General features: G+C 54.2%; 19 protein-coding genes and 1 tRNA gene. 10 read left to right on the forward strand and 10 right to left on the reverse strand.

Features of this window, described 5'->3' with window-relative positions; all coding sequences use genetic code 11:
- Nucleotides 1–9: 9 nt before the first annotated feature.
- Nucleotides 10–459 (reverse strand): response regulator, encoded by a 450-nt coding sequence (locus BUE18_RS12640; RefSeq protein ID WP_073476184.1) that lies wholly within the window; start codon nt 457–459, stop codon nt 10–12.
- 482 nt (nt 460–941) lie between these two features.
- Between BUE18_RS12640 and BUE18_RS12645 the strand changes: the two genes are divergently transcribed.
- The gene (locus tag BUE18_RS12645; RefSeq protein WP_073476185.1) at nt 942–2,345 is read left to right on the forward strand and encodes a hypothetical protein; all 1,404 of its coding nucleotides are present in this window, start codon (nt 942–944) and stop codon (nt 2,343–2,345) included.
- A gap of 110 nt (nt 2,346–2,455) precedes the next feature.
- Here the strand turns inward: BUE18_RS12645 and BUE18_RS12650 are convergent, their stop codons facing one another.
- Complete coding sequence (locus tag BUE18_RS12650) at nt 2,456–2,908, reverse strand: transporter substrate-binding domain-containing protein (RefSeq protein ID WP_073476187.1); 453 nt, start codon at nt 2,906–2,908, stop codon at nt 2,456–2,458.
- Between the two features lie 476 nt (nt 2,909–3,384).
- On the opposite strand from BUE18_RS12650, the gene BUE18_RS12655 reads away from it, so the two are divergent.
- Together BUE18_RS12655 and BUE18_RS12660 are read left to right on the forward strand one after the other, a co-directional pair.
- Complete coding sequence (locus tag BUE18_RS12655; RefSeq protein WP_073476188.1) at nt 3,385–4,365, forward strand: BtrH N-terminal domain-containing protein; 981 nt, start codon at nt 3,385–3,387, stop codon at nt 4,363–4,365.
- A gap of 114 nt (nt 4,366–4,479) precedes the next feature.
- Entirely contained in the window at nt 4,480–6,669 is a 2,190-nt protein-coding gene (locus BUE18_RS12660) for an acetate--CoA ligase family protein (protein ID WP_073476190.1), read from the forward strand.
- A 43-nt stretch (nt 6,670–6,712) separates the two neighbouring features.
- Here the strand turns inward: BUE18_RS12660 and BUE18_RS12665 are convergent, their stop codons facing one another.
- The 6 genes from BUE18_RS12665 to BUE18_RS27945 form a co-directional block, all read right to left on the reverse strand.
- A complete protein-coding gene (locus BUE18_RS12665; RefSeq protein WP_139264724.1) occupies nt 6,713–7,597 on the reverse strand; it encodes a DUF72 domain-containing protein in 885 nt (294 codons plus the stop codon).
- 286 nt (nt 7,598–7,883) lie between these two features.
- Nucleotides 7,884–8,180 carry an OB-fold nucleic acid binding domain-containing protein gene (locus tag BUE18_RS12670; protein ID WP_073476193.1) on the reverse strand — a complete coding sequence of 99 codons (297 nt, stop codon included), beginning with the start codon at nt 8,178–8,180 and terminating at the stop codon, nt 7,884–7,886.
- Nucleotides 8,181–8,214: 34 nt separating this feature from the next.
- Nucleotides 8,215–8,826, reverse strand: a complete 612-nt coding sequence (lexA, locus tag BUE18_RS12675; RefSeq protein ID WP_073476195.1) for a transcriptional repressor LexA — start codon at nt 8,824–8,826, stop codon at nt 8,215–8,217.
- 9 nt (nt 8,827–8,835) lie between these two features.
- Nucleotides 8,836–9,129 (reverse strand): hypothetical protein, encoded by a 294-nt coding sequence (locus BUE18_RS12680; protein ID WP_073476197.1) that lies wholly within the window; start codon nt 9,127–9,129, stop codon nt 8,836–8,838.
- Nucleotides 9,130–9,248: 119 nt separating this feature from the next.
- Nucleotides 9,249–10,844, reverse strand: a complete 1,596-nt coding sequence (locus tag BUE18_RS12685) for a hypothetical protein (RefSeq protein ID WP_073476264.1) — start codon at nt 10,842–10,844, stop codon at nt 9,249–9,251.
- Between the two features lie 253 nt (nt 10,845–11,097).
- On the reverse strand, nt 11,098–11,262 hold the full coding sequence (locus BUE18_RS27945; RefSeq protein WP_170868349.1) for a hypothetical protein: 165 nt from the start codon (nt 11,260–11,262) through the stop codon (nt 11,098–11,100).
- 224 nt (nt 11,263–11,486) lie between these two features.
- Between BUE18_RS27945 and BUE18_RS12690 the strand changes: the two genes are divergently transcribed.
- From BUE18_RS12690 to BUE18_RS12715, 6 genes are all read left to right on the forward strand, one after another.
- A complete protein-coding gene (locus BUE18_RS12690) occupies nt 11,487–12,119 on the forward strand; it encodes a TetR/AcrR family transcriptional regulator (protein ID WP_073476266.1) in 633 nt (210 codons plus the stop codon).
- A 30-nt stretch (nt 12,120–12,149) separates the two neighbouring features.
- A complete protein-coding gene (locus BUE18_RS12695) occupies nt 12,150–16,526 on the forward strand; it encodes an acyl-CoA dehydratase activase (RefSeq protein ID WP_073476268.1) in 4,377 nt (1,458 codons plus the stop codon).
- Nucleotides 16,527–16,652: 126 nt separating this feature from the next.
- Entirely contained in the window at nt 16,653–17,780 is a 1,128-nt protein-coding gene (locus BUE18_RS12700) for a phosphatase PAP2 family protein (protein ID WP_170868350.1), read from the forward strand.
- A 51-nt stretch (nt 17,781–17,831) separates the two neighbouring features.
- The gene (locus BUE18_RS12705) at nt 17,832–18,923 is read left to right on the forward strand and encodes an immunity protein Imm33 domain-containing protein (RefSeq protein WP_073476271.1); all 1,092 of its coding nucleotides are present in this window, start codon (nt 17,832–17,834) and stop codon (nt 18,921–18,923) included.
- A 430-nt stretch (nt 18,924–19,353) separates the two neighbouring features.
- Entirely contained in the window at nt 19,354–19,842 is a 489-nt protein-coding gene (locus BUE18_RS12710) for a Crp/Fnr family transcriptional regulator (RefSeq protein ID WP_073476273.1), read from the forward strand.
- Between the two features lie 319 nt (nt 19,843–20,161).
- Nucleotides 20,162–20,237, forward strand: a tRNA-Asn gene (locus BUE18_RS12715).
- A 91-nt stretch (nt 20,238–20,328) separates the two neighbouring features.
- On the opposite strand, the gene BUE18_RS12720 is transcribed toward BUE18_RS12715, so the two are convergent.
- A complete protein-coding gene (locus tag BUE18_RS12720) occupies nt 20,329–21,600 on the reverse strand; it encodes a tyrosine-type recombinase/integrase (protein WP_083610983.1) in 1,272 nt (423 codons plus the stop codon).
- 184 nt (nt 21,601–21,784) lie between these two features.
- Entirely contained in the window at nt 21,785–22,177 is a 393-nt protein-coding gene (locus tag BUE18_RS12730; protein ID WP_073476279.1) for a hypothetical protein, read from the reverse strand.
- A gap of 582 nt (nt 22,178–22,759) precedes the next feature.
- On the opposite strand from BUE18_RS12730, the gene BUE18_RS12735 reads away from it, so the two are divergent.
- Nucleotides 22,760–23,317: a hypothetical protein gene (locus tag BUE18_RS12735; protein ID WP_073476281.1), complete on the forward strand. Its 558-nt coding sequence runs from the start codon at nt 22,760–22,762 to the stop codon at nt 23,315–23,317.
- Nucleotides 23,318–23,657: the final 340 nt, after the last annotated feature.

A 23,657-nucleotide genomic window follows, 5' to 3' on the forward strand; every position in this document is an offset into this window, starting at 1 on the left:
GCGGCCCGGCTACATCTTGCCGATGGCCGCCGCCAAAATCGGATCGTCCAGGATTTTCTTCGCGAATTTGATGTACTTGGCCACGATGGCTCTGACAGCCATTTGGAGGGCGTAGGGGCGAACCGGCTTTTCCAGTAAATAGGTGATTTCCGAGGCCACGCATACGTCCACCACTTCCTTGCTGGCTTCGCCGGAAATGACAATGGTGTCTTCATAGGCCGCTGGGAATTTGTCCGTAATGGCGTCCAGAAAAACAAATCCCATGCGGTCCCCTAAATATACATCCAGAATAAATATGGCCACTCCTGCTTCTTCACTCCTGCAAAAGTCCGTGGCTTCATCCGGATCCGTAAACGGGTGCACTTCCCCCCATGTGTAAAAACTTTCCACAATCTCCTTGAGAGTCATACACACGTCCGGGTCATCGTCCAGGATGATCACATTCAAACCATAAGACATTCGTATTACCTCCGCACAGGCGAGCTTGGTTTGCTGCAAATAATCAGGTCACATCCTCTTAAGTACATGGTCTCATAGTTCATGGTTTTATGAAAAGGTTTTTTTGCCTTTAGCCTTGGGGGCATCCGCTCAAATTTCAGTTTATTACAGGCAAATTTCGCTATGCTGTGAATCCCTTGATAGGCAGAGCGCCCTTTCAGCCGGCCGCTACCCTGCAAAGGTCCTCCATACTATGCTTCTAGCAGGGAAACGCCCCGGACGCATTTCCGCGCCGGGGGCGTTTGGAGTTTCATGGAACGGCAAAAAGCAATCATGATGCCTTGGTTAAAACTTATCGTTTGGGCAACGTATCGTTCAGGTCTGTTTAAACAGGTCTGTTTAAACCTTGATTACGCCAAAAATTTATGTATAATATAAAGCACTTATCCTGATTTAAATTGAACGCCATTAACAACCCTGAGCGGAAACAAAAGGAGCAACTCATGAGAGTGAGGCTTATCCCAAGGTTTGCTTTGGTTATCGCCGCGGCGCTATTGCTATGTAACGGCTCCGCCTATGCCGGAACTATCTACGTCTTCAACGCCACCGAGCCGGATGATGCCAAGGCGCTGTCCGGAACATTCTTTGACGCAAGGTTTTATCTGGATCAGTATTCACAGCCTATTGAAAGCACCCATGAATTGCTGCCGGGGCAGGGCACGGCGCTGTATGTTCCCGACGGGGCTTCCAGCGCTTTTTTGGATGTTCCCCCCGGCTTTTTCGCAACATACATCGATCCCTTTACCGGAGAAGCCTATCGCGGAATTGCCCCGTCCTCGGCAGGCGTTGTAGGCGTGACCCCGGTCATGACCTACGCGGACAGCGACACCAATACGCTCAGAGTGACTAATACCATGTCGCCCACCGCTGAGTTGCTGGCGTATTTCATTCCCCTTTCCGGGGCTGACAGTATTACCTTTACGGCTTCTTTAGGGCCTTACGAGACCTTGCAGTTGCATGCTCCGGAAAATTTTTTCGGATCCGCCGCCTTGGACAGCGGAGGCCAGCCCATCGCCGTAACCAATCAGTTCGCCGGGGAAGGGAACGCGGCGGTAGGCGGTTTCGCCACGGAGGCTCAGGAAGTCGCCATTCCGGCCATTCCCCACGATACAAACGGATTTACCTCCAATTTTTACGTTCAGAATTTGGGTTCGGATTCGACCGGCGTAACGGTAAACTATTACGGGGAGGACGGGACGTCGTTAGGGACAAGCAATTACGGCCTTTCGGGTAACCAGGGTTTTGTAACCTCTTCCTACTCGGCGCCCCTGGGCGCGGCCCAGGCCGTAGTCACCAGCAGCGACCAACCCATCGCCGTAACGGTAAAAAGCACTAATAACGACGGCGACGACGCCTTTGCCTTTCAGGGCGTCCCGGAGTCGGATGCCTCCAAACTGGTGTGTTTTCCAGGGGTTTTTAACGCATTCATGGGGGAAACTACGCTGATTTACATCAGAAATTCAAGCGGTTCGGAGGCAGATGTCGATATAACAATTCGTAAGCAGGATGGATCCGTGGCGGTGTTTTGGGGGGAAACCATTCCGGCAGGAGGCAGCACGGTCGTCGATCTCAGCTCCATTGAAGAGTTGCCCAGCGGATTTGCCGGCATAGCCTTTATAAGCTCCAACCAGGACATCGTGTGCGTGGGAATTACTCGGGACGCCGATGGAAACAGTTTCGCCTATGAAGGCGGCCCCCTAACCAGCCGCAAGCGGGACGCCATATCCACCCTGGTGTTTCCCGCCGTCTCTTCGAGTCCGTATGAGGCCATTGAAGAGTTGATTCAGGAATATGCCTCCAAGGATAATGATCTGGATTGTTTCATTCAGGCGGTGGGAGTAAAGTAGCCTTTTGCCTATAAAATAGCAACCAACCCGTTATTGCAGCCCAAAACGCCCCCGGACGCATTTCCGCGCCGGGGGCGTAATACTTTCCGGATAAAAATCAGGGCGGAGGCTCAGGCGTCCGCTAAAAGAGCCTGACGCTCCTCGTCAAAATCGGCGAATTCCAGAGCGACTTCCATAAACCGGTCTGCGATTTCCATAAATGCGTCCACCATATCCGGGTCAAAATGCCCGCCCCGTCCCTCCCTTATACTCTCCAGCGCGCACATTTTAAGAAGGACGTCCCAGAAATCCTGGATGTACTCCACCTTAAACCCGGCGCGTTCCGCGACCAGATTAAAATAATCCACCGAGAAGCCGCGCGGCTTTCCGTATTCCACAAAATCAAAGGGCGCGTAATCCAGTTCATTCGAGACCCTGATGACGGGGTGGGCGTTCAGCCAGGCCTGTTCCTCGTCGGTTAGGGCGAGAGCGCCCCGGCCGGTTTTCTCGTTGTCTGCAGAGAAAACAGGGGCGGGGATCCATAAGAGCATCAAAAGGGCGGCCAATAGGATCTTTTTCAACATAAGAACGTCCTACTTGGAGGCGCCTGACTCCGCAAAAAACGGATTTGCAGGCTTTCAACTCCGGCTGCATGACAATTCAGAATTTCCGATGATTGGCGCTTGGGCTTGTCGCCGGAAGAGAAGATGGGATTGCGCTGTTCGGATCAGGACAAAAAGCGACTCGCCGATATAAATTTAATGGTTAAAAACATTTTATCATACTGGTGTTCTTCAGTCTAAATAGTTATACTTATGAAGATGGATTTAAATGAGAATCCGGCGGCCGCTGCAAGGCGTTTTCCGGTGGAGGCTTTATTTAAGGGGGAGTTTTAAGCAAATAAGGCCTGGGGCGATCCTGTCCGGTTGGGCCGCCGGTTTTCCTGCTTGGAATATTTCGCTTGCCCAAAGCAAGTTATTTTTGATATCGTACGGTATCGAACGAAATCCATCGTTCCTGTCTTCGCCTTGATTTCATTTCCATATAAGGAGGGTTCTTCGTGTTGATCCAACCTTTAAATGTCCCTGGCAGGCATTGCGCCAGCAGCGGCTTGCGCAACCTCGCTGCATTTCACGGATTAGGCTGGTCCGAGGCCATGTGCTTTGGATTAGGTGCCGGCCTCGGCGTTTGGTACATTAAAAGCAAAAGCCCGTCCCGCATGGTGCATGTGCGTTCTGCGGACATCGAAGAGCAGTTTTTTATTCGCATCGGCCAGCCCCTGCCCTGGGACAAGTTTAAAACCCCCGAAGAAAGCCATGACGACCTGATCGCCAAACTCGATTCCGGTCTGCCGGTCATTGTTCAGACGGACATCTTTTATTTGCCTTATTACCAGTCCGGCACACACTTTCCCGGGCACGTGATCACCGTTTGGGGGTACGATCCCCACAAGCAGGCGTTTCTGGTGACTGATACGGAGCGGCCGGATTTGATAGAGGTGGCATACAGCGACATGGCCAAGGCCCGGTTTTGCAAGGACGTATTTTTTGACATCAAGGGAAACTGCATGGCGCCTAAAACTCTTGCGGCTCCGGAAGACATGGGCCGAACCGTGCGGGAAGCCATTGTTTTTAACAGCCGCGTGCTGATGGATCCGGCATGGAAGATGCAAGGTATGGAGGGATTGCGAACTTTTTTGAATGAACTGGATCTTTGGGCCGGATTTGACGACTGGCAATGGGCGTTCCGGTTCGCCTATCAGGTGTTTGAGAAGCGCGGCACCGGAGGAGGGGGGTTCCGGCTGATGTACAGGGACTTCCTGGATGAGTCCGCGTCCTATTTGCCGGAAATTAACGACCTGGGGCTGCCCCAGCTTATGGGAGACGCCGCCCAGGCCTGGACGGATTTGGCCATGACCTGCAAAGAGGCGTCTGAAAAGGACGCGGCGGATGTCACGGACATTCGCAAGGATCTGGAAAAGCTCCTTGCCGTAGAGACTGCTTATCATGAGACTGCTTTGAAGTTGGAAAAAGAAGCGTAAACGCGCGACAACGCACGGCCCGCCGGGATGATCCTTCAGGGCGGGCGAAAAATTTTTAGGCCTTGAAATTATTTTAGCGCATTCCCTTTTTGCGCAATTCATCAGGAGGAAATTGTGAATCAGCACCCGATTATACAAAAAGTTCTATCCGCCGGCAGAAAAGCCTTAACGGAATCGGAGTCCAAAGCCTTGCTCGCCGAGTACGGCGTTCCCGTGGTTGAGGAGAAAATTGCAGATTCGCCCGAAAAGGCGGCGGAGCTTGCTGAGGAGACCGGATTTCCCGTGGTTCTCAAAGGGCTGGGCGAAAGCCTTGCCCATAAGTCGGAAATGGGGCTGGTGGCTGTCGGCCTGACTGATAAAAATTCGGTTATTGCTTCGGCCAAGGGGATGAAGGGCAAGGCCGGCGATGCGCTGGAGGGGTTTCTGGTTCAGCCTCTTGTTCGGGGGGACAGGGAGTTCGTGGCCGGGCTGTTTACGGACCCCGTCTTCGGCCCGGTGATCATGTTCGGGCTTGGAGGCGTCTTTACCGAGGCTCTTTCCGACGTGGTTTTCCGTTTGGCGCCCTGTTCGGAGAAGGACCTGGAGACCATGCCTGATGAAATCCAGGCCAAAAAGCTGCTGGGGGATTTTCGCGGGCAGGCGGCGGCCGACAAGCAGGCGATTTTAAACGCTTTGGCCGGTTTGTCCCGATTGGTGCAGGACAATCCCCAGGTGGCTGAGGTGGACATTAACCCGCTTAAGATAGGGCCGGACGGGGCGGTTACGGCTGTGGACGCCTTGGTGGTGTTGCGAGAAGAGCAGAAGGAAGTCACCCATCCTCCCGCCATTGCTCCCAAGGACGTGGCCCGGTTTTTCACCCCTAAATCCGTAGCGTTGGTGGGCGCCTCCGGCACTGTCGGCAAATGGGGCTTTTCCATCGCCACGTGTATTTTGGGCGGCGACTTTCCAGGGGATCTGCATTTGGTTAATTCCAAAGGCGGGGAAATTCTGGGAAGAAAGGTATACAAAAGCGTGTCGGAAATCCCCGGGCCTGTGGACATGGCCTGCATCACCATTCCGGCCGCCCATGTAATGGGGCTTTTTCCCGAGTTTCAGGCCAAGGGCATCCGGTATGCTTTGTTGATCACATCCGGGTTTGGGGAAACCGGACCGGAAGGCAAGGTCCTTGAAAAAGAGCTGGTCGCCAAGGCGCGAGAACACGACATCATCATTCTCGGCCCCAATACCATGGGCCTGAACAACCCTCATAACACCTTTTATTGCACGGGTACGCACATTCGGCCCGAACCGGGCGCCACGGCGTTCGTTTCCCAGTCCGGCAACATGGGCGGGCAGTTGATGGCTTTCGCCTTGGAGCAGGGCATCGGCCTGCGGGCCTTTTGCGGGTCGGGCAACGAAGCCATGATTTCCATTGAAGACAGCATGGAAGCCTTTGAGGTGGACGAACTCACCAGGACCGTGGTGCTTTATCTGGAAAGCGTAAAGAACGGCAGAAGGTTTTACGAAAGCGCCCGGCGTTTGGGCAAAATCAAGCCGGTGATCGTCCTTAAAGGAGGCCGCACAGAGGCGGGCGGCAAGGCCGCCGCCAGCCATACAGGAGCTATGGCGTCCAATGTCAAGGTTTTCGACGCCGCATGCAAGCAGGCTGGCGTGGTCTCTGTGGAAAAACCCATGGACTTGCTGGATCTTTCCGCCGTCTTTTCTGCGCTTCCGTTGCCTAAAGGCAAGCGCACGGCCATCATGACCTTGGGCGGCGGCTGGGGAGTCGTTACCGCCGACCTCTGCAACCGGTGGAATCTGGACGTTCCGCCGTTGCCGGACGATCTGGTCAAGACCATAGATAAAATCCTGCCGCCTTATTGGAGCCGGGCCAACCCTATCGACCTGGTGGGGGAAAACAATCCCCAGTTGTTTTTTGACGTAGCCCAGGAACTGGCTCGTTGGGACGGCTGCGATGCGGTTTTGGTTTTAGGTATTGTCGGAAGAAAACTCGCCCTGAAGCGGTGGATAGACAGCGCCCTAAAAACAGATCCCAACGCTGACAGAAAACAATTGGACGCCATGCACGACTTGCTGAGCAACATGGAGGACGATTTTTTTGCTCATCTCGCCAAGCTTATGGACGAAACCCATAAACCGTTTATCGGCGTCCGCATGGGCAGGTCGGAGGACAGCGGCACGGTGATTAAGGTTCCCGGCTGCCAGTACGAAGACGTATTTTTTGAAACTCCGGAGCGGGCGGTCAAAGCCCTTTCCGGCATGTGCGAGTATCGGGCCTTCCTGGATCGGGAAACGGGCGAATAAGTAAGGTGCGCAAATAAAAGCGGGCGCTGCGGCTATTCTTGACTCAAGCCGCCGTCCGCTTTTTTTTATGTTCTTTGCGAATCTTCGCCTCCCATTTCAGCATGTTGATGAATAAGCGCGCGTTCAATACAGCGTCCATACCCTGTATTGAAGCGAATACGGCGTATACGTTTTTCGCCCTTGAGTTTGCAGCAAAGGTTCTCGCCAGCCAAGGTTGCAAGTCTGGCTGGCTGTAGAGATAACGGATTTCCTGGCTTCTTCCTGAAAATCGCAAATAAGCCAGTTCTTTGGTCAGCCCGCCGCGGCCTGAATAATTCCGGATGCGAAAGGAGTCTGTTGCTGCAAAAGCAATATTTCTGGGTTTAAAGAACGCTATCGCCTGGGAAAATGCCTCTGGTTTTTGCCAAGCAGCGTTCAGGAACTCTACGGCGCGGACAAGGCCGCGTGTTTTGTCGTCCATCAAATCCAGGTACGCAAAGGACGATTCGTCTGGTTCGAACCAGGGAGGAAAACGGCAGATTACGGCGCCGAGTTTTCCTGACTCCACGGCCGGGCGCATGCCTGCCGTGAACATGTCAAATCCCATTTCCAAAACCTGCTTGGGGAAAGCCTGAATTTGGCGTTTGTCCAACAGTTCCCTGTCCAGGTCTCTGGCGATGATGCTTGGCAGGTTTTTGGGGATAATGGGAAAACCGGTCAGCATTCCCGGAACCTGAAAATGAAAAACAAAGTGATCAGGCGTCTGGTTCACCCAATGGCTGACAATCTCCATGGTTGGAATCCGGAAAAAAGTAGAGGCCGTCTCTACCGAGGAAAACCGGGACGCGTAATATTTAAGGTAATCCCTTTGCCCCAGGCCGGGGGGGTAAAACGCCCGTTCGCCTGCAAGGCTTGCATGAGTCCATCCTGCTGCACCTACCCGTATCATGATACATTGAATGCCTTTGATCCCGCCAAAAATATTTAAGGCGGAAAGGTTCACGCCTGGCGTCTGACCTGGTTGCTGTCAACTAAGTAATTTCAGCCCTGAAATCAGAAAAAAATCTGCGGCAAAACTGCCTGCCGGGCTGCAAATAAGTTCATTTTAAAGGGTCAACCGGGAGACTTCAGGCTAAGTGGTAAAGTGGTCGATCAGGGTGATCTTAAGAGGCGATACGCTTGGGTAACGAGCCGTAAGGTAGTGGGGTCCTTACGAGGCGCCTGAAGTTTCCCGGTTAATCGTTAGCGCGCCTGGGGGCGCGAATATTTTTTGCAAGTATGGAAACGCCGCGCAAGCCGAATCGGTTGACCACGCCCTCCACCACTAAAACGGTTTGGGACAGCACGATTTTGGCGCAGCGTTTGCTGACGTTTTCAAACACGGTCACGTCAAACAAGCCCCTGGCGTCCTCCAGAGTGATGAACATGACCCGTTTGCCGCTTTTGGTCGGCGGCGTATGAATGATGATAACCCTTCCGCAGGCTTTGACGTAGCGGCCGTCCTCACACCACCTGATGCGGTCGCTTTCCATACAGCCCTTTTCCCAGACTTCGGGCTCCACGGTTCTACACCTTTCGGATCAGTCCGGCCATTACGCCAAGCACGCGCACGTCGATAAAATCCTCTTCGGTGTAGCAAAAAGGCTTGTACCTGGCGTTGGCGGGACGCAGTTCAATGCGGCTTCCGTCCCTGTGGAAGTACTTAAGGGTGACCTCGTCATTCACCAACGCGGCGACAATATCGCCGTTCCGGGGCGTGGCCGTGGGCTTGATGACCACATAGTCTCCGTCTTCTATGTGGGCTTCGATCATGGAATCCCCTTCCACACGCACGGAAAAAGCATCGGAGGATCCGAAAAAAGCCCGGTCCACATCCAGGGTGTCCATGACGTTTTCCACCGCAAGGATAGGCGCGCCCGCGGCGATGCGGCCCACCAGGGGGATTTTGCCTCCTGCGCCGGGCGGCGCCTTTAAAACTGTAATGCCCCGGTTTTTGCCCTTGGCAACCTGGATGTAGCCTTTGTCTTTCAGGCCTTTCAGGTGAAAATGGGCCGTGTTGGGGGACTTGAACCCCAACTCGTCGCATAACTCCCGCACCGTTGGCGGATACCCGTGGTCGGCCGTGTATTCCATGATGAACTCGAAAACCAGGCTTTGTTTTTCCGTCAGGTCTTCCATGGCGATCCTTTATTTCATGCCGTTAAAGCGATTGTTATGAAAAAGCATGGCGCCGCCGAACTGCAGGCTGGCCCTGGCCCTTTTGGCAGGGGGCAGGGGCGACATTCCCTTGGAGGAAAAAGGGCGGCCCGTCATGGGCCTTGCCTTTTTTACAGCAACGCCGAATTCCCGCCCGGCGCCGCCCACGCCGGACTCCAGAAGAAAGTTCCGCACCTCCCGCACTACGAACCCGGCGACCACCATCAATATTATGGGAAGTATCCAATGCCTGTTTGCATTAAAAATCGTGATGAAAAGATCCATGACTTTGCTCCTTCGCCTTTTTCGTCCAGGAGCGCGGCGGCGCCTGAACATATGTTCTATAGGAGGAAAATATAGTACATATGTTCAGGTGTCAAGCCTTTTTCACGAAAAATTTCGAATTACAAAAGAATGCGGTTTTTTATCGCCCGAATGATCAACTGCCCCATGGATTCCTGGACTTCGGGCGCTTTTTCCAAAACCACCGGACGATTCAGGTTGTAAAACCGGACCATCCGCTGGTTCAGGTAGCCTTCGGGAAACGTGTCCAAAGGATTCTTTTTATGCATGGTGACGTAAGGCAGTTTAGGCAGCACAATGGGGCCTTCCCCGGCAGGCGGATTTTCCAGCAGGGCCTCCCGGGCCAGCCTGGCTTTGTGGTGGTTCAACGTTTCGGGGATTAGGACGGCTTGAAATGCTGCGTTAAGAACATGAAAGGCGAAAAACAGAATCAGGCCTATGTTGACGGCGGTTTTCATTTGGAACAGAGGTTTGCCTTTGACGGAAAAAAGGGCTTCGCTGTTTTGCGCCACGGCGATCATGGCCGGAACCGTCAGCAGGAAGATGAATAGAAAAGGCGCGGTATAGGCCCTCGCGGCCAGCGGGGTTCCCATGGAAATGTGGCTGATGACGTTCATGATCAGCATGAGGCAAAAATTCATGAAAACGAGCAGCCCGAAAATGGCGGCGTTTTCGGGAACGAAATCGCCTTCCCTTTTTTTGCAGCCCCAAATTCCAACTAGCAGCCAGGCAATTAAAAAAGCCAGGACCGGAATCATATATAGTTTGGGTTTGGCAGTCTCCATCAGGGTGTTCATGAGCACCTGCAGGGCGTCTTGCCATAGGGGCAGGCCCGGCGCATTTATAAAGGCCCTTTTATCTGCAACTCCGGGGGAAAGGGCGATTATCGTCAGCCCAGCCCCATGGAAGGCCAGGAACACGGCGTAGCACGCGTAGGGCATTTTGACTATCCGGCGGAAGATATACGCCGTGGAGCGCAATGCTTCTCCGGCCCATCCGCCCAGGTTCGGCGCCTTGGCATCCGCCGCCTTGACCCCTAAAAACACCAGGCACAGGCCGATTGCCATGGACCCGTATATTTCCTGGCATCCTGCGGCTAAAAACGAAAGCGCTCCCGCAAAAAACAGATTGCCTGCGCCGCCGCCCTTGGCGTAGCGATCCAAGAAAATCAAAACCGGGACCAAAAGATAAAACGACGTCATATAAACCGACGGCCCCTGAATGCACAGAAGCACGTCCGCCTTGTAGGGAATTATCATGAGCACCATGGCCGTCTCCACGATGCACAGGCTCCAAAGCAGGCCTTTACGGATGACGCCGCCCTGGGTCTTGCTTCCCAACAACCGTTTTTGCAGCAGATACAAACATCCGGCGATCAAAGCGCTTTGCACCAGCCCCAGAACCCTGTGCAGCGGGACCATGGTGTTGATTTTTTCCATCCAATACATGAGAAAAAACGAGACGAATCGACCGTCCGACTCGTAATAGTAGTACTTGATAAAGCCCCACACCCCATGCTCTCTCATGAGCAGAATGTGCTTGAACTCATCATCCACAAAATGATTGAAATATCCGTGAAATGAAACGATCGCAATATACGCCAGACTGATCCCCACCAGTATATTGAACCAGCCTGTTTGGAACTCAGAACCGATTTTATTGGGCCGCTCCCCATCCGGCGTTCCAACCCCGCCCATGAATAACCTCCGCTCACGCAATCTTTGAGGAATTACCATAAAAGTCATATGATAAGATGATAGATAGAAATGGGAAAAACTGCAATGAAAAAACCCGGCCGGCCCCCTTGGCGGGCCGAATCCGGGTTCTATGGTAGATGGCGACAAGGGTCCTTGTTGCAGGTTCCCGCCACCCAAATAAAATCTTGCAAAGCGGTTTTAAAAGGTCCTGGTCTTCTTAAAGAAATCGGTATCTAAGGGCTGGAAGGCTTTATTAGAACATCTCCAGCATTTTTTGCGGAATCTCGGGCTCGGACTGGACCGCTTCCCGGGCCAGCCTGGCCTTCCTTTGGGTTTCCGTCTCCACAAACAAGTACACGCTCAGGCTGAAAATCACCAAAGCCGCAAAAAGCACACCCATAATCAGCATCCAAACCATCCGCGCCTCCTGCTCCTCATAAAAAATTCATGAAAGACCCGCAGCGTTAACATAAGCCTGCAATATTATATCGGCCTGATTGGGTGCGGGCTTGAGTTTTTACAATTTGTTTACAAAACATTTTCTTGACAGGAAGGCCTTGCGTGTCCAAAATTGAATTTGAATTCAAATTCAAAAATCGCGGGGAGAACTCCGCAAAGGCCCCATAGAGGACGCTTTTTGCCATGACCGAACAAACCAAAGAAAACCGCATCCTGGACGCAGCCACCCTGGAAATCGCCGAAAACGGATACGCCAATGCAACCATGGCGCGCATCGCCAAAAGGGCCAATGTATCCAGCGGCCTGATTTATTTTTATTTTCCCAAAGGCAAGCTCCAGGTTCTTTTGTCAATAACCGTCCGTTTCTGGAAGATTTTGAACGACAGGCTGGAGACCCAGTTGGAAAGCATCTCCGACCCTGTCGCCAGAATCACCGAAGTGGCCCGGCTGGCGGAGTTCATGCTGGTCCGGGATAACAACCGGCTGTACCTGGCCAAAGTGCTCATCGAGGAATTGCCTCGCATGTTCATGATCAATGACGAGGAGCTTAAAGACACCCGGATGGAAATCACCATCCAAAACCGCAAGTTCATTCACACCATCGACTCCATCATCAAGGATGGACAGGATCAGGGAATCTTTGACCGGGACCTGAATCCCAGCGCCGTGCGGCAGGTTTTATACGGCGCCGTGGAAATGCTTTTGTACGGCCTGTTCATCAAGGCCTCCCGGAATGAAGATCTGGGTTACGGCAAGGACGACGTCAAGCATACCCTGGACATGTTGATCAGGAAATTTTTATGCAAAACCCCGTAAGTCCTCCTTAAGGAAAAAGGAAGGAATATTATGGAAAAGACAAATAAGACCAATCAGAACGCCTCCGGCCTTTACTCTCTGGGTTTGTGCCTGGGGGCCTCCACCATTACCATGGCTTCCATCAATTCGAGCGGCGGCGCTCCGCCTGAGGTGGAAAGGACTCTGGCTTTGCCGCATGAGGGCAATCCCCGCAAGGCCCTGCTCAAAGCGTTGGAGCAATTCGACCTGGCCGCTTACGACCGCATTACGGTCACGGGCAGGCGCCTGCGCAATCTATTAAACCTGACCTCCATTCCCGAGCCCGAAGCCGTGGAGGCCGCCTATCAATTGCTTAAGCCCGAGGGCGGTCCTTGCCAGGCCATTGTGTCCGCCGGCGGGGAAACCTTTATGGTTTACCAGTTAGGCAAGACCGGCCAGGTTTCCAACGTGCTAACCGGCAACAAGTGCGCTTCGGGCACGGGGGAATTTTTCTTGCAGCAGTTGCGGCGCATGAACGTAACGCTGGAGGAAGCCGCAACCTGGGCGGCCACGGAAACCCCGCATCATGTTTCGGGCCGGTGCAGCGTGTTTTGCAAGTCGGACTGCACCCACGCCACCAACAAGGGCGTTCCCAAGTCCCGGGTTACGGCCGGCCTGTGCCAGATGATGGCCAACAAGATTTTGGAGTTGCTTAAGAAGGTCGGCCGGGACCGCATTATGCTCACCGGCGGGACTTCCCAAAATCAGATGATGGTCCATTATCTGAAGCAGGAGATTAAGGATCTGGTCATCCCCGAGCACGCCTATTGCTATGAGGCCATCGGCGCCGCCTTGTGGGGCTTGGAAAACAAGACCCTGTCCTTTCCCGGCATGGACGGGCTTTTTAACGCCAACGCCGCCGTCATGGACATCCTGGAGCCCCTGGCCTCTTTTGAGGATCAGGTCCATTTCAAGACCATGACCACAGGCGAAGTGCAAAAGGGCGACGAATGCATTTTAGGCCTGGACGTGGGCTCCACCACCACCAAGGCCGTGCTGCTGCGCACTAAAGATAAGGCCATGCTGGCGTCCGTGTACCTGCGCACCAACGGCGATCCCGTGGGCGCCTCCCGCCAGTGCTACCAGGCCATTTTGGAGCAGGTGGAGGAAAAGGCTCCGTCCGAGTCCGTCTCCATCATCGGGCTGGGCGTTTGCGGCTCGGGCCGGCAGATCGCCGGGCTTCACGCCCTCACGGACGGGGTGATCAACGAAATCATCGCCCATGCCGCGGCGGCCGTGCATTTTGACCCCAAAGTGGACACCATTTTTGAAATCGGCGGCCAGGACGCCAAATACACCTGGCTGACCAACGGCGTGCCTTCGGATTACGCCATGAACGAGGCGTGCAGCGCGGGCACGGGATCCTTTTTGGAGGAAGCGGCCTTTGAAACCCTGGGCGTGAAAATGGAGGATATCGCCGGCATCGCCCTCCAGGGCCAGGCGCCTCCCAACTTCAACGACCAGTGCGCGGCGTTCATTGCTTCGGACATCAAAAACGCCATCCATGAAGGCATTCAGCACGAGGACATTGTGGCGGGCCTGACCTATTCCATTTGCATGAACTACTCCAACCGGGTCAAAGGCGCCCGGACCGTAGGAGAGCGTGTGTTTATGCAGGGCGGGGTCTGCTATAACCGGGCCGTGCCCCTGGCCATGGCCGCCCTGGTGGGCAAGCCCATTGTGGTGCCGCCCGAGCCAGGTTTGATGGGCGCCTTCGGCGTGGGTTTGGCCGTGCAGGAAAAAATCGAGCAAGGGCTCATGGCCCCTCAGACCTTTGATTTGAAAACCCTGGTCGCCCGGGAGGTGGTCTATAAAACGCCTTTTATCTGCAAGGGCGGCAAGGAAAGATGCGACCGCAAGTGCGAGATTGCGGTCATAGAAATTGAAGGCAAAAAATACCCCTTCGGCGGCGCGTGCAACCGGTATTACAACCTGCGCCGTGAAATCAAATACGAGATTGAAGAATTGGATTTGGTCCGCAAGCGCCAGGAGCTTATATTTCATAAGTACGGCGCGCCCCAGGGCGAGGCGAGGCAGGGAATTCAAAGGGGGACTGTGGGGATCAACCGCAGCTTTCTCACCAACACTTATTATCCTTTGTACTCCCATTTTTTCGCCAACCTGGGCCTGGCCCCGGTTGTACCGGACAAACCCTCCCAAAAGGGGATCGACGCCAGGGAGGCGGCCTTTTGCTACCCCGGCGAGCTGGCTCACGGATTTTTTCACACCATGATCCAGAGCGATCCTGCGCCGGATTTTATTTTTCTGCCTCATTTTAAGGCGATTTCCATCACCAACGGGTTTAAAGCCTCCCAGGTCTGTCCGTTCGTCCAGGGAGAGCCCTTTTTTCTGGGCGCCACCTTCGCCCGGGAAATCCAGGTTCTGGAGGCCCAAGGGACGAAGATGCTCACCCCCACCCTGGATTTTTCCAAGGGGGTGCACGCTGCCCGCACCGCCATGGTGGAAGCCGTGCACGCTGCGGGAATTCCCCGGAGCGAGGCCAGGGAAGCCTTTGACAAGGCCCTGGCCGTGCAGCAGGAGTGCATGGACGAAATGAAAGCCCTGGGCGCCAAGGCCCTGAAAGCCCTGGAAAGCGATCCGGACAAAATCGCCGTGGCCCTGTTTGCGCGGCCTTACAACGGATTCGTATCCGAGGCCCACATGGGAATCCCCCATAAAATCGCCTCCCGGGGCGTTATGATCATTCCCTTTGATTTTCTGCCCCTGGAAAACGAACGCACCAAACGGCATATGTACTGGGGCATGGGCCAGCTTATTTTAAAGGCGGCCCGGTTCGTGGAAAAGCATCCCCAGTTGTTCGGGACCTTCATCACAAACTTTTCCTGCGGCCCGGACTCCTTTGTGGTCGGGTATTTCCGGGACATCATGGGGCGCAAGCCGTCCCTGACCCTGGAGTTGGACAGCCACACGGCCGACGCCGGCCTGGAAACGCGCATCGAGGCTTTTTTGGACATCGTGGCGTCGTACAGGCAGCTTTCCCGCCTGAAGACCATGGCAAAGCCCAAAAAACCGTTCACCCCGGCGTCCGTGGGCATGGAGAAAAAAGGCCCCTACGTCATGACGTCCTCGGGAGAAAAGCTGCCCTGGACGGACCCCAGGGTGACGGTCATGCTGCCTTCCATGGGCAGGATTTCCAGCGAGGCCGCAGCAGCGGCCTTCCGGGGCATGGGACTGAACGCCGTGGCCCATCCGCCCTCGGACGAACGCATCCTCAAGCTGGGCCGGGCCAACACCTCGTGCAAGGAGTGCCTGCCTTTGATTCTCACCACAGGCACCTTGCTCAGCTACCTGGAAAGGGAGAAGCGCGAGGACGAAATCCTTATTTACTTCATGCCCACGGCCTCGGGGCCTTGCCGGTTCGGCCAGTATCATATTTTCATGGAGGACCTGATTAAAAAGCGGGAAATCCCGAACGTGGCCCTGTTCTCCCTGACCGCGGAAAACGCCTACGCTGGCATGGGCGGCAATTTTCAGGTTTGGGCCTGGAGGTCCCTGGTGACGGCCGACGTCATGGAGGATGTGCGCTCCATGCTTCTGGCTTGCGCCAAAGACCCGGATTACGCCATGGCGGTTTTCGAGGAGGAATGGACAAAAATCCTGGCGGCCCTGGAGACGCAGAGCTTTTTCCGGCTCAAAAAACAGGCTCTGGCTTCGGCCGAAAGGCTTGGGGCCATCCCAAGAAAGACGGCGGCCGAAGACGTTCCTGTGGTTTCCCTGGTTGGAGAAATCTATGTGCGCCGCGACTCCCTTTCCCGCAGGAAGCTGACGGAAAACCTGGCCAAGCGGGGCATAGCCGTGCGTTGCTCCCCCATCGCCGAATGGATTATCTACTCTAATTACTTGGTGGACAAAGGATTGGTGGAAGCCCCCGTAACGTTCAAGGATAAACTTCTTCAATCCATTAAGAAGCGCTTTCTGGCCCATAGCGAAAAGCGCATTAAAGAATGGCTGGCGACCAGCGGCCTGGTCCCCGGCCATACCGTGGACATGGAGGGCATCATGAACTGCGGGGGCGCTTTTATTTCGGAAAACCTCACGGGAGAGGCCATCCTCACCGTGGGCAGCGCCCTGTACGAAGTGGGCTCCCATACCTGCGGGGCCATCGCCATCGGACCTTTTGGGTGCATGCCCAACCGATTGAGCGAGTCCATTATGGCCCGATCCATGACCCGGGAGCAGAAAATCAACCTGACTTCCGGCAACGGCAAGCTGACCCGGATTCTGTCTGACACGGAAACCCTGCCGTTTTTGGCCATAGAAAGCGACGGTTCGCCTTTTCCACAGGTTATTGAGGCGAAATTGGAGGCCTTTTGCCTAAGGGCCTTGCGGCTTCACGATAAAATGGCTATGAACAGGGAGTTGCATTAACGCCGGGACTCTGCAAAATGCGGCGCAAAGATGTTTGTATAATCTTGACTTGACATAAAAAGCACACATGGCCCCGTTTCCGCGTTGTTTTGAGAGTCCCGGATTCAACGAACAGGAAGAAGCCAAGTGACCGCACAAAACCAACCAATGGACTATCGAAAAAAGGGCTTGCTCGTCCTGGCGGGCATAGCCCTTTTTCTTATCCTGTTTACGGCCCTCGCGTCCTTTCTGGATCTGGACCGGAAGGTTACGGCCCTGTTTTATTCGCCGGAGCAGGGATTTTTTCTGGCGGAAAAACAGCCCTGGCTGTGGATGTATCATCAAGGGACGCTGCCCGGCGTGCTCTTTCTGGTGGGAGGCCTGTGCCTATGGTTCGGAAGCCATTTTTACTCCGGCCTGATAAAGTGGCGCAAATACATGCTGCTGGTCTTTTTGACCGGGGTGATTTCCAGCGGAGTTCTGATCAACGGCGTGCTCAAGCCCTATTGGGGCAGGCCAAGGCCCGTGGAAATTACGGAGTTCGGAGGCGAGTGGCAATACCGCAACGTTTTCGACCCCGGAGACCCTGGCAAAGGCCAGAGCTTTCCCAGCGGCCATGCAGCCATGGGCTTTGCTTTCGTCCCCTTGCTGTTTTTCCGGAAAAAATCCCGCGCAGCCTTTGCCGTAGGGGTTGCCAGCCTGGGCTTCGGCGTGTTGATGGGCGCCACAAGGGTGGTCCAGGGCGCGCACTTTCTGACGGACGTAACGTGGTCGGGCGGGATTAATCTATTCGTAGCTGCGGCCCTGTATTTTTTCATCCTGAAAATTCCCGAAAAAGAAGAGCCCGACCCGGACAGGAAAGCCTCGGCCGTCAAAAAACTTATTTTTGCGGCCATTTTCGTGATCCTGGCCTTTAGCGTGTCGTCCTCGTATTTCACCCGGCGGCCTATCTTTGAGACCTTCAAGAAGGATCTGACCATCAGGCCAGACGTGACCGAGCTTGTTGTGCATACGGATTTCGAGCCGGTGCACGTGGAAGCCCGGTATGCGCCCGGGGAGGCCAGCCGCCTTCTTGTGGATTCCAGGGGATTCGGCGTTCCCTCCCTGGACCTGGAGGTGCACCCGAACTCCCGGAGGACCGGCGCCGTCCACCATGTGTATATTTCCGTGGACATACACGGCAAATATGTGGAAATGAATCATTCCTTGACCGTTATCCTGCCCCAGGGTCTGGAAAACAAGGTCAAGGTGCGTTTTGAAACAGATGAAAAATAGCAATAAGCCGGCGATAACACTCCGGCGTGCAAGGAAAGTTTGACAAGCTCCATGGATAATCAAAAGCAATGCATGGTTTCACGGAAAGCCGTGGCCCAGGGATTTCAAATACGCCATTTTTTGAGGGCGGCGCCTGAAGACGGCGCCCTTTCAGGATGGGTTTTTCTCTACGGCGATGAAGACGCCAAATACAGCGGAAACTTCGACAATTACGTTACCGTAAAGCTGAAAACCATCATCGAGCACAACCCGTGCGTGTCGCCCTACCTGGACTTCCCAGAGGGTTCGGAATTTATCGTGGATGAAAACAAGGGCCAGGTCATTCCCCTGCATGAAGAGGAAGAGCCTGCGGAGCCCGAAGCGCCCGCGCCCAAGCAGGAAGCGCTTGTTTTGGAGCAGGAGGAGTATCCCAAAGCGCCTGAGCCCGAAAAGCCCCCCTTCGCCCTGGAGCAGGAAGACTATCCAAGGGCGCCTGAGCCGCCCAAGGAAGAGAAGCCTCTCCCGCCCGGCGGGAAAAATCCTGAAAACCAGGAAGTTTTCGGCGAGGACTTCAAGCCGCGCCGGTCCAAAATGCCCAAGGTCAGCATCAATCCTCTGGTGTGGGCGACGCATTATCCTATCTGGCCTGCCATGACCGGGATCAGCTTTATTCCGGCCGTGTTGATCATGACCCTGGCCTCCAGGTGGATTGGCGGCGCCCTTTTAAGCCTATGCGTCTTGGGGACTGTATTTTATTGGATTTCAGTATATTCCCGGTTTCGGAACGCCCGGGTTTTGCCGGCCATCGTCATATCCGCATCCCCGCCCATGGCCGCCGTGACCATGGACCTGGAAAAGGGCCAAAGCAAGCGCCCTGCGGTCCGCATTCTTGAATTTCCAGCCACGAAAAGCGAACAGGAGAGCCTGAAAACCGGCCTGCGTCTGCCTGCCGCGGCCAAACGCATCGAGCAAAAAGGCAAGGACGGCAAGCCTTATTGGGCGGATTTCTCCTTTGTGCTTATGAATTGCGCGGTCGGCGATAAAAAGGCCTTGTCCCAACTGCTGCGCAGTTTTCCCGATCGCCAGTGGGAGGAACTGGAGTCCCGCATCGCCATGCTGCCTCCGCCTTACGAGCCGGGCTTGTACACCATGCCGGATAAATAAGTTTTGGCCCGAATCTTGTATGTTAAAAATGGCGGACAGGATGGTTGGGAGGCCAGTCAGCCCGGTTGCGCTTAGAATGCCACGGACCCGTGCGTTAAAATTTGCCGGGAAGCCCGCGGTTGTTGTATTCTAAGCAAGAAAGGGAACGCCATGCTCCCTTTGCCGGACGAACGGAGGTCACGCTCTTAAAGGGCCGCTGAACCAGTCTCCTGCGCCGCATTGCCGCTTCCGGGGCCTCTCCCCTGTTCTTCTCCTGCGCTCTTTCGCCCTGAACAATAAAGCCCTCTTTAGATGCAAGTTGCGTTTGGAAAATTGCGAAATCATAGATGCGTTTTCAAACGCAACCTGGCGCCACTCGCAATCCACGAAAAAGGACGCAGGCGCCCCTGCGCCTGCCTGGCAATAACGGATTGGGAAAGGAGGATTCGCCATGAAATCAGACAAAACTTCATTGTTCCGGGACCTGGAGGAGCATTTTGTGGAAAGGGTCATGTACAACGCCGGCAAAGAGCATTTGCCAGGCGGCCGCGTGATTTTTTCCCAGGGGGATCCGGCCGAACGAGCCTATTTCCTCATCAAGGGAACCGTTGAACTGACCATCGGGACCGAGGGCCGTTTGGTGTACACCGCCGACAAGCCCGGGGAGTTCATAGGGTGGTCCAGCCTCACCGGCGGGGACGTGTACTCCGCCACGGCCACGACCGTGGGCAACACCCGGCTGCTTTCCATCAAGCGGGAGGATTTGTACGAGGCCATGGAAAGATATCCGGCCTCGGGCATGATCATCTACGAGCGCTTGGCGGCCATTCTGGGATCGCGGTTGATCAGGATTTACCAGACCATGTCCGAAAGCTACGGGGATTTTCCGCTGCCCATGGACAAGGACCAGCCCTTGCATTTCATCGCCGCCGAGGCGTGAATCGAAAAGATAGTAGTAGCGGTGCGGTCCAATCGAGAGGCGTTTGACCGCAATTTTCGGTGAATAAAGGATTCAGACATAGGCCGCCGGGGTGCATGGCCGTTCCGGCGGTCCTTTAAACTCAGCAATTAGAGGCGTGCAGTTTCGCGGCAATCCAGCCAAACTTTTCCCCAACAATCCCAAATTTTCCGTTGACAGGCCGGGATGCTTGGCGTATAAGGCTTCTCACGCTCGACTTCGGGCGGGCTCGCGATCGTATAGATTTGCAGGCTTTCTGACAGCCTTTTAAGACGCAAGTTAGTTGAAAGGCGGTCCTTCTTCCCCAGTAGCTCAGTTGGCAGAGCAAGTGGCTGTTAACCACTGGGTCCGCGGTTCGAGTCCGTGCTGGGGAGCCAAAAAATTCAAGGGGTTAGCCTAAAAGGGTTAACCCCTTTTTTCGTCTGTGTGAGAGTCTGTGTGAGACTTTTTCTTGGCTCGCCCATTGGATCACACCCCGGATGATGTCTGATTGCCGTTTTCGTACACTTTGATCCACTTCCTGACAGCATTGTCGCTGACGCCATATTTCCTTCCAGTGCCGCGATACCCCATCCTGGCCACGTCACGTTTCAGTACCTTCAAGGGCGGCCTCTTGACCTTCCTGTGCCAGTACTCCTTGTGAGGATTGGTCGGGCCATCGTCAGTCCGTATCGGGGCGCTGACAATGATGTCCAATTCATCTAACTTGACCATGGCCCGCCTTTCAGACTCGTTGACCGTTTGAAGGTAAATCTCCGTGGTCTTCTGGTTTTCGTGACCAAGAATGCTCTGGATCACTCCGATGGGCACCCCCAAGTCTTGAAGAATGGATGCTGTGAAGTGCCGGAACGGATGAAACCGGAAATAGGTCACCTTCGCCTTTTCACACAACGTGAACATGATCTTTTTCCGGTCCTGGTATGGCCCTGAAACATGTCGCTTCTCCGTGCGGCTCCAGAACGTGTGCCAGAACACCCAGGGCATTTCCGGATCGCGCTTCTTGTATCTGGACGCCATGATGCCGGAGAGCTTTTCGGTCATGGGTATCAAACGCGGCTCCTTGTGCCCGCCCTTCTTCTTTCGGGTCCAGAGGGTCACGGTCTTGTTTTCAAAGTCAACATCATCCCAAACAAGGGAATTGATTTCGTTGACCCTGGCTGCTGTCAGCAACATGCACCACAAGTAGTCTTGGGTCTCCGGGTCTGCCACGGATATAACCTTCAGCACGTCCTCCTTCGGGGGAATCCGGCGCTTGCGCTTCACAATCGTGTACCATTCCAAATCCTTGGCAGGATTGTGATGGACCATCTTCTTCTTGATGCCGAAATTGAAAAGCGCCCGGAGATACTGCAAATCCTTGTTGGCAGCGATATGTGATATTTTCGCCCGCTTGTCCAAGTAAGGTTGCATCATCTCCTCCGTAATGCTGTCCGCTGGAAGACGCCCCCACTCCTTGCACCATCGCTTGGTATGCCCTTGGACATCCCTGAAATGGCTTTCGGAATTGTGGCGATTCACGTGGTCCAGCCGCTTATTGCATAGCGTCAAGAAGTCCGTGCCGGTTTGGGTCTGCACCCTCGTCGGTTCCGTTGGTGCCTGTGGATTTTCCACCTCCTCTCTTCGTTGTGCCTCGGCTCTTCTGGCTTCGGCTTTGGTTTTGAACCATGCCTTCGTGTGCCTTTTGCTGTTCAGGGTGAAGTCGTACCTCCACCCCTTTCCGGGTTTGAAATACAAGCTCATATAGGTCCTCCTTCGATGGGAAAAACAAGGACCCTCCGAGCTTCCTACCGCCCAGTTCCCGCCAATTTTTGTAGACCCAACTCGTGCTTTTGTTGAAGAACAGGGCGACCTCCTCAACGCCCATTATCTCCGAATTTTGGTCTATGTCAAACATTGGGGTGTCCATGCTTTTACAACACGCTCCTTAATCCATGTCAGGTCGCCAAACAGTGACCCGAGGCCCTCTTTTCCTGCGTTTCTTTCGGCCAGACTTTTCTTTTGATCGTTGCCTTATCTGGTCAATGTCATCGCACATTTTAGCGAGCACATTTCCAACTCTGGCTTTTGGCCTTAAAATTTGCTCATTGGTCAGATCGTGCTGTTTCGTGAGTTCTGGCAGGCCGTCCTCAATCACCAAGCCTCTTGTTATTTCGGCAATTGCTTGTTCAAAGGCTCGACGCATTTGTCGTGCCTCTTTTTCGTTTACAGCCTCGCCTCTATCCGAGGGGGCAGGGTCTCGATCATTTCTGATCTGAGCTATTTCTGTGGTAAACTTTTTTTGGTGATGGCTCGCCCCTTTCTTCTTTCCCAATGGCATTTTGCGTCCAAGCCTCCTCATGGGAGGGGACGGTTCAAGTTGTTTGCACCCGGGGTGCTACCAGTTCATTCCCAAGGGCCTGATGCCGGTGGTCCTTGATAGTGAACATTATTTTCCAACCAGAATCTTTCCACAAAGGGTACGGTTGCTGCTATACGCTCCCAAAACCGCCGAAATGCACCCCGGACAAAATTTTTTCGGAGTCTAAAAAGCCGAGACTCCCTGGTGTTTGGCGGCCACAGTCCGTTGACGAGAAAAAGACCAAGGCCATCCCATTCTGAACAACTTTCCATGGTCTGGAAAAAGGGGGCTTCCGAAAGACCAGCCCCTCCGAGTTCACGTGGCGACAAATCTTCCATCTAACGGTTCAGCCTATAGGGTTATTCTTTTGTGGGGAGGGGGCAGTTTCAATGCCAACGGGCTTGGAACAATGGGAATGCACCTGGCGTGCATTTTTTTGGAGAGCTATCTTTACTGGATTGAAATATTTTGTGGGATCAGCCATAACTGTAATGACCCGAATTATCCGGGAAGAGCCACAGTCTGGCAGTCATGGAAAACCGGCATGGGAGGTATGCGCAGATGAGTGAAAAAGAGCTTTCCAAAATGGTAGCTGACATGAAGACGTTACTGGAGGATTCGTACAAAGGATCATGCAAAAAGGAAATTGTTCGCATGCTCGAACTGAAATTTGGCCTATCACCCCAAAAGGCCAAGTCATTTATCCACACCATATTAGAGATGCATGACGTGGGTGTTCGATATGATGCCCTCCCAGAACCATGGTATTTCCAGACAAAAGAACTCCGCTTTGTAAAGGGTTCCCCGACCCAAAAAGTGCATGGCGATCTTCCAAGGGGGCATGCTAAAACAATTGCCGAAGAGAGGGATCAAATAGCTGAAACCATAAGGAAGTTTCGAAGACTCAGCGATCAGCAGAAAATGATAAGCATTGATACTTGGCATGAAGACTTCCGGCTCTCTGTCAAGAATAACGATTACGGAACTCCTACAGAGATTGCCAATCTCATCATGGCCAACAGGTGGGGGGTGGCTGAAGATACGATCAAGGATTATGTGAAGGTCCATGCTCGGGCCAAGCGAAAGCTCAAAAAGAAACTACCTTCAAAAACTGAATGATGCCAGGCTGAAAGCGCAGGCCACACACACAAACAATGATGGTTGGGGCATAGGGTCCGCCTAATCCGGCACCCCGCCCTTATGCTTCCTCACATTCAGCGCCTTCCACTCCAGTAATGGATGGGTACTCAGCCTGACCACCAGGTCTGCGTCGTCTGTCAACAAAGCTGGGCGGATTTCCCCCCAGCGGTGACAGCGTCGATTCCTTTCCGACAGTCACCTCCTGATGGCACACAGGCCCCGGAACACGTGGCGAAGGTCGCTGTCATCCAGGCCGGACAGAACCAGGTCGTCGTAATCCGGCTCACCGGACTCCGCAGCTTCTTCCTGAAGCGATCCC

Source organism: Desulfatibacillum alkenivorans DSM 16219 (assembly GCF_900142135.1).
GTDB classification, from domain to species: domain Bacteria; phylum Desulfobacterota; class Desulfobacteria; order Desulfobacterales; family Desulfatibacillaceae; genus Desulfatibacillum; species Desulfatibacillum alkenivorans.